The following is an 11,624-nucleotide window of genomic DNA, read 5'->3' as shown; positions in this document are numbered from 1 at the left end:
TTTACCGCCTGCATGCAGGCGGTAAATCTCAACGCGCTCTTCAAGGCTGAGCTGGCCATAACATTGTCCCATCGCCACAACACCCTAGCAGGTGTTGCACTTGTGTCGTGAACCCAAGGGACCCATACTCCGCGGCGGGTGTTGTGATTGGGACTCCTCGTTCCGGCGTCGCGCAATAACGACTGTTTGTGGTAATGGGTCCCTGCTTTCGCAGGGACGACATCGAATTTGTTGCGCGGTCTGTGAGTCATACTTGCGCGCTCTCGCGACACGTATTGCCTCAGCTTTCAGTCTCGTCCCACCCTCTCATTGAACAGTGGGCACGGCGGCCCTATTCGCTGCCGACCTCGCCGGTGATGATGTTGCCGAACAGCTTCCAGCTCTCGCCTTCGAACCGCATCAGCTGCGACTGTTCGATCGGACGGAAGTCGTTCGCGCTGGTGTTGATCCTGATCCCGGGCAGGATCATCTTCGGCGCGAAGTTCTTCAGGCCGGCGGCCTGCTTCATCACGTTCTCGCGTGTGAGATCATCGCCGCACTGCCTCAGCACCTGCGCGAGCGTTTGCGCGGCGGCGTAGCCATAGACGTGATTGCCGTTGGTCTTGTCGCCGTCGGGCATGTACTTGTCCATGAACGCCCGCCATTCCCTGGTTTCGGCATCGTCATTCCAGATCGTGTCGGTCGGATCCTTGAGGTAGGCGACCGAGATAATGCCCTGCGAATGCTCGATGCCGGCGGCGCGCATCACCGAGGCGACCGACGTTGCGGTGGAGGTCAGGAAGAAGGTCGGCTTCCAGCCGAGTTCGGCGACCTTCTTGATGGTCTGCGCCGCGCCCTTCGGCGCCGCCCAGGTGAACAGGATGTCGGCGCCGGAGGCGCGCAGCGCCACGATCTGCGAATCCAGCGTCGGATCGGTCAGCTCGTAGGACTTGTCGGCGACGATCATGCTGGCTGCCTTGTCACCAAGGCCGTCGCGCAGCCCCTTGAGCGCATCCTTGCCGGCATCGTCGTTCTGCCAGAGCACCGCGATCCTGCCGTTCGGGAATTTGTCGAGGATGTATCTGGCGTAGATCCGCCCTTCGCTCTGGTAGTTCGGCTGCCAGCCCATCGTCCAGGGAAAACCCTGGGGATCACCGAAGCGCGTCGCGCCCGATGCGACGAAGAGGTGAGGGACCTTCTTGCCGTTGAGATATTTCTGGATCGCGACATTGGGCGCGGTGCCGAGCGGCTGGAACACCAGCAGCACCTCGTCGCCCTCGACCAGCTTGCGTGCCTGCTCGACCGATTTCGGCGGCGAGAAGCCGTCGTCGTAGCTCACGAAGTTGATCTTGCGTCCGTTGATGCCGCCCTGGTCGTTGATCATCCTGAAATAGGCCGCCTCGGTCCGGCCGATGGCGCCGTAGGCCGAAGCGGGGCCGCTATAGGGCATGATGTTGCCGATCTTGATCTCGGTATCCGAGACCCCCGGGCCGTAGTTCTTCTGCGCGAGCGCCGGCGACAGCGCGCCGATCGTTACCGCGGCTGCCACGCACGCACGAAGACAAAATCCGTCCAACATCCCTCGGTCACTCCCTGATTGTCCATCGATCGCCTTGTCACGTATGCGCGGCTCCCCTTGTCGAGGGCCGGTGCGTTGACGCCCGGCGACAATTATCGTATGCGCTTCCGGTCTGGAAACGTTTCCAGATTAGCGCGCGTTCCCACCGATGGCAATATTCCTGCGGCCGGAGAGATGTGACAAATGAGCAGACTGGAGCAGACGAGCCCGGACCATGGCGCGAGGCCGCCGCTGGTCGCCGAATGCGATGCCGTCGTGGTCGGTGCCGGCTTCGGCGGGCTCTATGCGATCTATCGGTTGCGCGAGCTCGGGCTGAAGGTGATCGGCATCGAGGCGGCGTCCGACGTCGGCGGCACCTGGTACTGGAATCGCTATCCCGGCGCGCGCTGCGACATACCGAGCCTGTTCTATTCCTACAGCTGGTCGGAGGAGCTGCGGCAGGAATGGCGCTGGAGCGAGAAATACGCCGCCCAGCCGGAGATCCTGCGCTACGCGCAGCACGTCGCCGACCGGTTCGATCTGCGCTCCCTGATTCGCTTCGACACCCGCGTGACGAGCGCCGACTGGGACGAGGCCGGCGAGAGCTGGACGTTGCGCACCGATCGCGGCGACTGCATCGTCGCATCGACTTGCGTGATGGCGACCGGCAATCTCTCGGTGCCGAACAAGCCGAAGCTCGCGGGCCTCGCGCGTTTTCGTGGGCCGGTCTATCACACCGGGCAATGGCCGCATCAGGAGATCGATTTTTCCGGCTTGCGCGTTGCCGTGATCGGCACCGGCTCGTCGGGTGTGCAGACGATCCCGATGGTCGCGAAGGCGGCGAGCCGCCTGACCGTATTCCAGCGCACGCCGAACTATTCTGTGCCGGCACGGAATGCGCCGCTGTCCGAGGCCGACATCACAGCCGCTGAGCCGGTGATCGCCAAATATCGCGAGAGCCTCGAGACGCCGGAGTTCGGGCGGGTGCCTGCGAATGCCTTCGACGCGCCGGTGCCGGAACGGGACGTGCAGTGGGCGCGCTACGAGCAGCTGTGGGAGCAGGGCGGCGGCGGCATCCTGACCGCGTTCCCGAACATCCTGACCGACGAGGCCGTCAACGACGTTGCCTGCGACTTCGTCCGCGACAAGATCCGCGGCATCGTGCACGACGGGGCGACGGCGGAGGCACTGTCACCGAAGGATTATCCGCTCGGCGTCAAGCGCATCTGCATCGATACCGGGTATTTCGCGACCTACAATCTGCCGCATGTCGAGCTGGTCGATCTGCGCGCGGAGCCGCTGACGACAGTCACCGAGACCGGCGTCGAGACCGCGACGCGGTCCTTTACGCTCGATGCGCTGGTGCTGGCGACGGGCTATGACGCGATGACCGGGGCGCTCGCCGCGATGCAGATCCGCGGGCGCGACGGCGCGACCCTGAAGGAGGCCTGGGCCGACGGCCCGAGCGCCTATCTCGGCCTGATGGTGTCGGGCTTTCCGAACCTGTTTGTCGTGACCGGGCCGGGCAGCCCGTCGGTGATCGGCAACGTGATCCATGCCTGCGAGAACCATGTCGAGTGGATCACGGCCTGTCTCGACAACATGCGCGCCAAGGGATTAACGCGGATCGAGCCGGAACGCGACGCCGAGCGGGCCTGGATGGCGCATGTCGCCGACGCCGCCAGCCGCACGCTCTATCCGAAGGCGAATTCCTGGTACCAGGGCGCCAACATCGCGGGCAAGCCGCGCGTGTTCATGCCCTATGTCGGCCAGGGCTACCGCCACCGCATCGCGCAGATCGCGCAGCGCGGTTATGAGGGTTTCGTGCTGCGCTGAAAGCGCCGGCGCTCTCCGTCATTGCGAACGCAGCGAAGCAATTCATCGTTCCGCACGCTCGGTAGCAGTGGACTGCTTCGCTTAGCTCGCAATAACGTGGATGGAGTTGTGCGATCGAGGGCTGGAACCGTTTCCAGTATCGGCTTGTTCCGCCCGCCTACTTCCGCCCCCGCGCGGGCGTTGCCGGTGCGGCGCAGGAATGGCGCAGGATGAGGCGCGTCGGCAGGAACACCGGGGCGCTGCTGCCGGCCTTGTCGGGCTCGCGGATCCGTTCCAGCAGCAGCCGCGCGGCGGTGCGGCCGACCTCGTTCATGTCCCAGCTCAGGGCTGAGATCGCGGGCGTCGCATGGCGGGCGAGGTCGGTGTCGCCGCTGCACACGATCGATACGTCCTGCGGATAGCGCAGGCCGTTGCTGGTGATCGCCTCCAGCACCTCGGCCAGCATGCTGGTGCCGAGCGAGATGATCGCGGTCGGCGGTTTTGTCATTTGCAGCAGCTGGCACACCGAGCTGAAGGCGGTGTTGGCGCCCTGCATGTGCGGGCGGATCAGGGTCGGATCGACCTCGATCTTCGCTTCCTGATGCGCCTGCCGGTAGCCCGCGAGCCGTTCCGAGCTCGGCAGCACCGCAGCACTTCCGGTCAGCAACGCGATCCGGCGATGGCCGAGGCCGATCAGATAGCGCGTTGCCTCCAGCGCGCCGCCGCGGTGATCGACGCGAACCATGACGCTATCGGGTACCTCGCGGTCGACGGTCACGCAGGGCAGGTCGAGCGTGGCCAGCCCCTTCATGAAATCCTTGTGGGAATTGTCGCCGGCGAACAGCAGCAATCCATCCATCTGGCGCCGGCGCACCGCCGACAGGAACGCCGCCTCGCGCGCCTCCTCATGCTTGGTCGCCGCCAGCATCAGGAGGAAGCCGGCGCGCTGGAATTCCTCCTCCGCCGCGCTCACCATGCCGGTGTAGTGCGGGTTGGAGAAATCGGCCACCATGCAGCCGATGGTGTTGGAGGCCCGCGAGCGCAGCGCCTGCGCCGCCTGGTCGGGCTCGAACCCGAGGCGCTTCACCGCGCGCATGATACGGGCATGCAGCTCAGCGCTGGTGTAGATGCCGCCATTGAGCGTGCGGCTGACGCTTGAGACGGAGACGCCGGCCTCGGCCGCGACGTCACGAATCGTCGGTCGTGTCCGCCGCGTCTTGGTCATCGGTGGTCGGGCCCTGTCGGTTCGGCATCGCTGAACTTAATCAGGCCTCGCCGCGAATCTCAAATGATTCCTGTCGCCGTCGTGGTGGCGTCACGCCGATGCGGGTCGGTCGAAATAGGCGAACGCGGCGCTGGTCAGGCTGCCCAGCAGCGACCAGAACACCAGGCTGGTCAGCGTGACCGCGACCACGAACTGATGCGACAATGACGAGGGCACATTGGTCTCGATATGCTCCAGCTCGGGCGCGCCGATCAGATGCGGCAGCATGATCAGGACGACGCCCGCGATGGCGGCCGGCATCGAACGCCGAAAGACGATCAGCCCGAGGCCGGCCGATGTCGCCAGCACCGCCGTCACCCACCAAATCTGACGCGACAACAGTGGTGCGGTGGGCACCCCCGGCAGTTCAGGCGGCAGCCCAAGGCCCGGCGCAATCGTGAAGGCGGCAAAGCCTGCGAGGCCCCACATCAAGCCTTCGTGCCACGAGATCGGCTCGCCGGTGGCGCCGCTGCGCACCGAAAAGAAGCCGCAAAGCAGCAGCGCAAAGCCGATCGCGGTCAGGACGTTTGCTCCCGCGGTATAGAGATTGCGCTCCAGGCCGTCGCGCGGCTCCCACGCCTCGGCGCCGTGATCGTGATCCGCATGATCGTGCACGAGGGTCACTTGCGGCGCGGCGGCTTCGTGCTTGTGCTCGGCCGCCTTCTCATAGACCTCGGCCTTGAGGATCAGCGGAACGGTGCCGAATTGCTGGACCGCGGTGACGATCAGGCCAACGATGAATCCGGCAACAACCGAGGAGAAGACGATCGAGCGAAACGTGCTCATGCCAGCGGGGTCAGTGGCAGGGGAAGGCGTTGGAGTGGCGCACGTCGTGTGCGGCGTTGTGGATCACGTCGATGTGCGAGAAGCCGACCACTCCGACAATGAAGAGACCGAGCGACATTGCCATCAGGGACTGGGCAAGCCGTCCGACCCGTCCGGTCGCGACCGGCAGATGCGTGACTTGGGATTGCATGACCTGGGATTGCATGACCTGGGTTTGCGCGGCCGGGGACTGGCTCATGGTCGTTCTCCACGTTCGATTTGGTCGGCTTCTAGCAGCTTTCGAGCGATGTCGCGACTGGTAAGATGCAGATTTGTTCCAAGGGGGATGCGCTTGCGCAGGATCTTGGCGCGTGCTGCGGCCCTGAACGCGTCTTCAAACCGCGCGAAATAACCGATGCAGCCGTCCGGCGTCGGGTCGGCGCCAAGCAACGTTCGAAACGCGCCCCGATGTACCGCGCAGATGGCGCCGTGCTCCGGGAGCGGAAAAACCAGGGAGGCGATGTCGGCGCGCCAGTGGGCGGCGCTGTTCGAGGCGCCGCTGCCGCTCGGGGGGTGGTCAGCGCCGGATGGTGAATTCATCTGGACCCCGCCGCGATTCCCACTTGGCCTGCTCGAGCTCCGGACGGTCGCATTCCGCCTGGGGGTAACCGATGCAGAGGTAGCCGATGAATTTCCACGTATCGGGTATCTCCAGGATCTCGTGAACGCGACCTGGATTGAGGATCGATACCCAGCCGAGCCCGATGCCTTCGGCGCGCGCGGCAAGCCACATCGAGCAGATCGCGGCCACCACGGAATATTCTGACGTCTCCGGCATCGTCGCGCGCCCGAGGCCGGAGCCGATCTGGTCGGTCTTGTCGGCGAACACGGCGAGATGGCCGGGCGCCTCTTCGAGGCCCGATAGTTTCAATGCGGCATATTTGGCTGCACGCTCGCCGGAATAGGATCGCAGCGCGTCGGCGTTGCAACTCTTGAAGTCGTCGATGACAGCGCGGCGCCGTGCCGCATCGTCGACAATGACGAACCGCCAGGGCTGGCTCAATCCGACCGAAGGCGAAAGGCAGGCGATCTCGATCAGCCGCTCCATCGTGCCGTCCGGCAGCGGCTCGGCCCGGAAGCGGCGCACGTCGCGCCGCCACACGAACAGTTCGTGCAGTTGCCGGCGAAACGCATCGTCGAATGCAACCATCGTGGGGCCTTTGGCGGGATCGATCGTGTTGCTCATTTCAGCTTCATCGGCAGGCCCGCAACGACGAATTCGACCTCGTCCGCCACGCCGGCAATGCTCTGGTTCATGAGACCTGCGGCGTCGCGGAAGGTCCGCGCCAGTGCGTTATCGGGCACGATGCCGAGGCCAACTTCGTTGGTGACCACGATGACCGGGCTGCGCTGGCGCGGTAGCGCGTCCGCCAGCCGCGTCACTGCCTGCGACCAGTCACGCTCGGCATGCAGCAGGTTGGACAGCCACAGCGTCAGGCAATCGACCAGCCTTGCGCCGCCGCCATCGGTCTCGGCCAGCGCCTCGACGAGGTCGAGCGGCACCTCGCGTTCGATCCAGTCGCTGCCGCGGCGTGCGCGATGCTTGGCAATGCGCTCATCCATTTCCGCGTCGAGCGCCTCGGCGGTCGCAACATAGACCGGCTGACCTGGAAAGCCGCGCGCGCGAAGTTCGGCGCGCCGGCTTTTTCCGGACCGGGCTCCGCCGGTGATCAGAATGACGGCCATAGGGTCTCCTGCCGCGAACCGGTCTCCGCTTCGCCTCGAAAACGCTCTAACCACCAATCGCGGTAAAAGACAAAGCCGAAATCCGCCCCGGAGGGCTTGCACTCGGCCGACGTCTTGCGCATCAGGGGGATCGCTGTGAGGAGAGGTGCGTGGGTTTTGCGGGAGCGATGGCGGTGGCGATGGCTGTGGACGCCTTGATCGGCTGGCCGGATTGGCTGTTTGCCCGCATCGGCCATCCCGTGACCTGGCTCGGCCGGCTGATCCAACTCGTCGATACCGCCTGGAACCGGGCCTCCGATCCGCCGGCGTTTCGGCGCGTCGCCGGTGTCACGGCGGCCATCCTGGTGATCGCGCTGGCGACCGCGCTGGGTTGGGCGGTTCAGTCCATGCTCGCATCCGGATGGGTCCGCGTCGTCCTGGTCGGTGTGCTGGCGTGGCCGCTGGTGGCGCTGCGCTCGCTGCATGATCATGTCGCCGCGGTGGCACATCCGCTTGCGTCCGGCGAGATCGCGGCCGCGCGTGCGGCGGTCGCACAGATCGTCGGACGCGATCCGGCAACGCTCGACGACGCCGGTATCGCGCGCGCGACCATCGAGAGCCTTGCCGAGAATGCATCCGACGGCATCGTGGCGCCGGTGTTCTGGGGTGCGCTGTTCGGCCTGCCGGGAATCCTTGGCTACAAGGCAATCAACACGCTGGACTCGATGATCGGCCATCGCACCGAGCGGCACGAGGCGTTTGGCTGGGCGGCCGCCCGGATCGACGATCTCGCCAATCTCATTCCGGCGCGGCTGACCGGGCTTTTGTTCGTACTGCTTGCGCCGCGCTTCTCGCAGGCGTGGTCGTGCATGCTGCGCGACGCGCGGCGCCATCGCTCGCCGAATGCCGGCTGGCCGGAAGCTGCGATGGCCGGCGCGCTCGGCGTGCGGCTCAGCGGGCCCCGCATCTATCACGGCAGCATCGCGAGCGAGCCCTGGCTGAACGAGGGGGCGCGCGATCCGGCTGCCGCTGATGTCCTCGCCGGGCTGAAGCTCTATCGTTACGCCATGATGCTGTTGGCCGCAGCGTTCGTCGCCCTGGCGCTGGCGTGAAGGAGCGGCGCATGCGCGAGCACGGCGGAAATCTCGATGTCGCCCAGCAGCGCTTCGGCGGCGCCGCGGAAGATTGGATTGACCTGTCGACGGGGATCAATCGGGTGCCTTATCCTGGCGTCGATGTCGAGCTGCGGCAATGGAACGCGCTGCCGTCGCGCTCCGATATCGAGGCGCTGCACAACGCCGCGCGGCAGGCCTACCGCACCGACGCGCCGATCGTGGCGATGGGCGGTGCGCAGGCCGCGATTCAGTTGCTGCCGCATCTGGCGCCGCGCGGGCGGGTGCGCATTCTTGCGCCGACCTACAATGAGTATGCCGCGGTGTTGTCGGCCGCCGGTTGGGACGTGACCGAGGTGTCCGATCTCGCAGCGCTTGCGGGAGCGGACATTGGCATCGTCGTCAATCCGAACAATCCGGATGGCAGGTGCCATGATCGGCACGAACTGCTCGCGCTGCTGCCGCGCGTTGGCCGGCTCGTGATTGACGAGAGTTTTGCGGACGCGGTACCCGACCTGTCAGTTGCAGGAGAGGCCGGACAATCCGGGCTCCTGATCCTGCGCTCATTCGGCAAGTTTTACGGACTTGCGGGCTTGCGGCTCGGCTTCGCTGTTGGCAGCGAGCCGGATATCGCTGCGCTTGCGGCGATGGCGGGCCCATGGCCGGTTTCGGGTGCCGCAATTGCGATTGGACGGCGCGCGCTGCTCGATCGCGACTGGGCGAGGGCGACGACCGCACGGCTCACGGACGATTGCGCCAGGCTCGATGCGGAGGCGCAATCGCGGGGCTGGACGCTGCTCGGCGGCACGCCGCTGTTTCGTCTCTACGAGACCGGCGACGCGCTGGCCGCGCAGGACAAGCTTGCCCGCGGCCAGATCTGGTCGCGCGTCTTCCAGCAAAAGCCGGGATGGCTGCGCCTCGGCCTGCCGGGCAGCGAGGCCGAATGGTCCCGTCTTGCCGCCGCGTTGTCGGTTTAGCGCGCCAACGCCAGCAGGCCTTCCACATCAAGATGGGTCTCGATGTGCTCGGCAAGCGCGTCGAGCGCGCTCTCGACCCTGGCGCCGTACGGCTGATCCGCCGCAGGGATATCGAGCTGCGCAAGGAACGCCTTGCGAAATCCGTCCGAGGTGAACAGGCCGTGCAGATAGCTGCCGTGCACGCGCCCGTCACGCGACATGGCACCTTCCGGCGAGCCGTCAAGCATTGAAAAGGGCCGCGCGCGATCCGGCCCGTCGGTGCGCCCGATGTGGATCTCGTAGGCACTGATCGGTTGATGGGTCGCAGCATGCATCGCGCTGACGCGGGTCAGCGTCTTCTGTTCGGTCATAACAGTCGTGACATCGAGCAGCCCGAGGCCAGGCGTTTCGCCGGCGAGTCCCTCGATCCCGTCGGGATCGGCGACGCTCTGCCCAAGCATCTGGTATCCGCCGCACAGGCCGAGGATGTGGCCGCCGCGGCGATGATGCGCCAGCAGGTCGATGTCCCAGCCTTGCGCGCGCAGGAAGGCGAGATCGCCGCGGGTCGATTTCGAGCCGGGCAGGATGACGAGCTTCGCGTCGCCCGGAATGGCTTCACCCGGCCGCACCATCACCAGATCGACGCCGGGTTCGAGCTTCAGCGGGTCGAGGTCGTCGAAATTGGCGATCCGCGACAGCGCGAGAAACGCGATCTTGCACTGGCCGGGCTTGCGCGCGTCGCCGAGCCCGAGCGCGTCTTCGGCCGGAAGCTCGCCAGCGCGAACGAACCAGGGCAGCACGCCGAAGCCGCGCCAGGCGGTGCGGGCTTCGATCAGCCGGTAGCCGTCGTCGAACAACGTCGGATCGCCACGGAATTTGTTGATGACAAAGCCCTGGATCATCGCGGCATCATCGGGGGCGATCACCGCCTGGATGCCGACGAGCTGCGCGATCACGCCGCCGCGGTCGATATCGCCGACCAATACCACGGGCACGTCGGCCCTGCGCGCAAAGCCCATATTGGCGATATCGGACTTGCGCAGATTGACCTCGGCGGGGCTGCCGGCGCCTTCGACCAGCACCAGGTCGGCGCGCTCTTTCAATCGCCCAAAGCTCTCCAGCACCGCGCCCATCAGCGATGGTTTCATGGCGGCATATTCGCGCGCGCGGGCGGTCGCGATCCGCTTGCCGTGCAGGATGACCTGCGCGCCGACGTCGGTCTCCGGCTTCAGCAGCACCGGGTTCATGTCGGTGTGCGGCTCGACGCCGGCAGCAAGCGCCTGCAGCGCTTGCGCGCGTCCGATCTCGCCGCCGTCGATGGTCACGGCAGCGTTGTTGGACATGTTCTGCGGCTTGAAGGGCAGCACGCGCAGGCCGCGTCGTCGGGCGGCACGCGCAAGGCCGGCGACGATGAGCGACTTGCCCACGTCCGAACCGGCTCCCTGGATCATCAACGCGCGCGCCATGGCAACAACAGTCAGAACTCGACGCCCGGCTGGGCCTTGATGCCGGAGCGGAAGGGGTGCTTGACCAGCGTCATCTCGGTGACGAGGTCGGCGATCTCGATCAATTCGTCCTTGGCGTTGCGCCCGGTGAGCACGACGTGGGTCATCGGCGGCTTCGAAGTCGTCAGGAAGTCGACGACGTCGGCGATCGCCAGATAGTCATACCGAAGCGCGATATTGATCTCGTCGAGCACGACCATCCGCAGGCTCGGATCCGCGATCAGCTGCTTGGCCTTTTCCCAGCCGGCTTGCGCTGCCGCGACGTCGCGGCCGCGATCCTGCGTCTCCCAGGTAAAACCTTCGCCCATCGCGTGGAATTGACAGAGATCGCCGAAATGTCCGGTGAGCAGGCGGCGCTCGCCCGTATCCCAGGCGCCCTTGATGAATTGCACCACGGCGCAGGGAAAGCCGTGCGCCACGCAGCGCACGATCATGCCGAAGGCGGAGGAGGATTTTCCTTTGCCGGCGCCGGTATGAACGATGATCAGGCCCTTTTCACCGCTCTTGGTCGCCATGATCTTGTCGCGGGCGACCTTCTTTTTCGCCATTTTGGCCGCATGCCGCGCATCCAATGAAGGGTCGGCGCCGACGGCGCCATCTTCAGCGTCGTGTCCATCAGAAATCATCACGTTCCTTCGGCTTGACAAGTGCGAGGCCAGGACGAATGGTGACCCCGCGTTGGTTCCTGTCCTACGACAGGCGAAGAGGGAATGCGATAGGGCTCGGACCGCAAGGTTTGCCCGAAGCGCAGCCGCCCCCGCGACCGTGACCGGAGAGATGCCCAAGCCACTGATTCCCTAATGGAGTCGGGAAGGTGGGCATCACGGGAGAAATCCTACTCCGCAAGCCGGGAGACCTGCCGACGCAGTGTGTTTGAGACCGGCGGACGGGGTGTTCCGCGACGGGGAACGAACCTGTTCACGTCAGGTTCGTGTGCCTCATCGC

Annotated in this window: 12 protein-coding genes and 1 riboswitch; of the genes, 3 read left to right on the top strand and 9 right to left on the bottom strand. The window is 65.7% G+C overall.

Features of this window, described 5'->3' with window-relative positions; all coding sequences use genetic code 11:
- Nucleotides 1-331: 331 nt before the first annotated feature.
- Nucleotides 332-1,558: an ABC transporter substrate-binding protein gene (locus AC066Y_RS30480; protein ID WP_478277090.1), complete on the bottom strand. Its 1,227-nt coding sequence runs from the start codon at nt 1,556-1,558 to the stop codon at nt 332-334.
- A gap of 183 nt (nt 1,559-1,741) precedes the next feature.
- Between AC066Y_RS30480 and AC066Y_RS30475 the strand changes: the two genes are divergently transcribed.
- Entirely contained in the window at nt 1,742-3,373 is a 1,632-nt protein-coding gene (locus AC066Y_RS30475; RefSeq protein ID WP_478277089.1) for a flavin-containing monooxygenase, read from the top strand.
- A gap of 157 nt (nt 3,374-3,530) precedes the next feature.
- Here AC066Y_RS30475 and AC066Y_RS30470 read toward each other — a convergent pair whose 3' ends face one another.
- The 6 genes from AC066Y_RS30470 to cobU form a co-directional block, all read right to left on the bottom strand.
- Nucleotides 3,531-4,577, bottom strand: a complete 1,047-nt coding sequence (locus tag AC066Y_RS30470) for a LacI family DNA-binding transcriptional regulator (protein WP_176532355.1) — start codon at nt 4,575-4,577, stop codon at nt 3,531-3,533.
- 90 nt (nt 4,578-4,667) lie between these two features.
- A complete protein-coding gene (locus AC066Y_RS30465) occupies nt 4,668-5,402 on the bottom strand; it encodes a CbtA family protein (protein WP_478277088.1) in 735 nt (244 codons plus the stop codon).
- 10 nt (nt 5,403-5,412) lie between these two features.
- Nucleotides 5,413-5,592: a CbtB domain-containing protein gene (locus tag AC066Y_RS30460; protein ID WP_092127074.1), complete on the bottom strand. Its 180-nt coding sequence runs from the start codon at nt 5,590-5,592 to the stop codon at nt 5,413-5,415.
- 44 nt (nt 5,593-5,636) lie between these two features.
- On the bottom strand, nt 5,637-5,981 hold the full coding sequence (locus AC066Y_RS30455) for a hypothetical protein (protein WP_478277087.1): 345 nt from the start codon (nt 5,979-5,981) through the stop codon (nt 5,637-5,639).
- Entirely contained in the window at nt 5,959-6,591 is a 633-nt protein-coding gene (gene bluB, locus AC066Y_RS30450; protein ID WP_478277093.1) for a 5,6-dimethylbenzimidazole synthase, read from the bottom strand. The genes AC066Y_RS30455 and bluB overlap by 23 nt, the downstream gene beginning before the upstream one ends.
- Nucleotides 6,592-6,623: 32 nt before the next feature.
- Nucleotides 6,624-7,127 carry a bifunctional adenosylcobinamide kinase/adenosylcobinamide-phosphate guanylyltransferase gene (cobU, locus tag AC066Y_RS30445; protein WP_478277086.1) on the bottom strand — a complete coding sequence of 168 codons (504 nt, stop codon included), beginning with the start codon at nt 7,125-7,127 and terminating at the stop codon, nt 6,624-6,626.
- Nucleotides 7,128-7,276: 149 nt separating this feature from the next.
- Between cobU and cbiB the strand changes: the two genes are divergently transcribed.
- Together cbiB and cobD are read left to right on the top strand one after the other, a co-directional pair.
- Entirely contained in the window at nt 7,277-8,218 is a 942-nt protein-coding gene (cbiB, locus tag AC066Y_RS30440; protein ID WP_478277085.1) for an adenosylcobinamide-phosphate synthase CbiB, read from the top strand.
- Between the two features lie 11 nt (nt 8,219-8,229).
- On the top strand, nt 8,230-9,195 hold the full coding sequence (cobD, locus tag AC066Y_RS30435) for a threonine-phosphate decarboxylase CobD (RefSeq protein ID WP_478277084.1): 966 nt from the start codon (nt 8,230-8,232) through the stop codon (nt 9,193-9,195).
- Here cobD and AC066Y_RS30430 read toward each other — a convergent pair.
- Together AC066Y_RS30430 and cobO are read right to left on the bottom strand one after the other, a co-directional pair.
- Nucleotides 9,192-10,640 (bottom strand): cobyric acid synthase, encoded by a 1,449-nt coding sequence (locus AC066Y_RS30430; protein ID WP_478277083.1) that lies wholly within the window; start codon nt 10,638-10,640, stop codon nt 9,192-9,194. The two genes, cobD and AC066Y_RS30430, sit on opposite strands and share 4 nt — an antisense overlap.
- An 11-nt stretch (nt 10,641-10,651) precedes the next feature.
- Complete coding sequence (gene cobO / locus AC066Y_RS30425; RefSeq protein ID WP_478277082.1) at nt 10,652-11,305, bottom strand: cob(I)yrinic acid a,c-diamide adenosyltransferase; 654 nt, start codon at nt 11,303-11,305, stop codon at nt 10,652-10,654.
- A gap of 36 nt (nt 11,306-11,341) precedes the next feature.
- Nucleotides 11,342-11,557: riboswitch (cobalamin riboswitch) on the top strand.
- The last annotated feature ends 67 nt before the right edge of the window (nt 11,558-11,624 follow it).

The organism is Bradyrhizobium sp. USDA3010 (genome assembly GCF_056429065.1).
Note: the sequence above shows the minus strand (reverse complement) of the source record. Positions and strands in the feature narration are given on the sequence as shown.

Excerpts from the sequence above, each read along its gene's own strand:
- AC066Y_RS30480 (WP_478277090.1), bottom strand. The coding sequence starts at position 1,558 with ATGTTGGACGGATTTTGTCTTCGTGCGTGCGTGGCAGCCGCGGTAACG.
- AC066Y_RS30455 (WP_478277087.1), bottom strand. The coding sequence starts at position 5,981 with ATGAATTCACCATCCGGCGCTGACCACCCCCCGAGCGGCAGCGGCGCC.
- AC066Y_RS30430 (WP_478277083.1), bottom strand. The coding sequence starts at position 10,640 with ATGGCGCGCGCGTTGATGATCCAGGGAGCCGGTTCGGACGTGGGCAAG.
- cobU (WP_478277086.1), bottom strand. The coding sequence starts at position 7,127 with ATGGCCGTCATTCTGATCACCGGCGGAGCCCGGTCCGGAAAAAGCCGG.
- bluB (WP_478277093.1), bottom strand. The coding sequence starts at position 6,591 with ATGGTTGCATTCGACGATGCGTTTCGCCGGCAACTGCACGAACTGTTC.
- cobO (WP_478277082.1), bottom strand. The coding sequence starts at position 11,305 with ATGATTTCTGATGGACACGACGCTGAAGATGGCGCCGTCGGCGCCGAC.
- AC066Y_RS30470 (WP_176532355.1), bottom strand. The coding sequence starts at position 4,577 with ATGACCAAGACGCGGCGGACACGACCGACGATTCGTGACGTCGCGGCC.
- AC066Y_RS30465 (WP_478277088.1), bottom strand. The coding sequence starts at position 5,402 with ATGAGCACGTTTCGCTCGATCGTCTTCTCCTCGGTTGTTGCCGGATTC.
- cobD (WP_478277084.1), top strand. The coding sequence starts at position 8,230 with ATGCGCGAGCACGGCGGAAATCTCGATGTCGCCCAGCAGCGCTTCGGC.
- AC066Y_RS30475 (WP_478277089.1), top strand. The coding sequence starts at position 1,742 with ATGAGCAGACTGGAGCAGACGAGCCCGGACCATGGCGCGAGGCCGCCG.
- AC066Y_RS30460 (WP_092127074.1), bottom strand. The coding sequence starts at position 5,592 with ATGCAATCCCAAGTCACGCATCTGCCGGTCGCGACCGGACGGGTCGGA.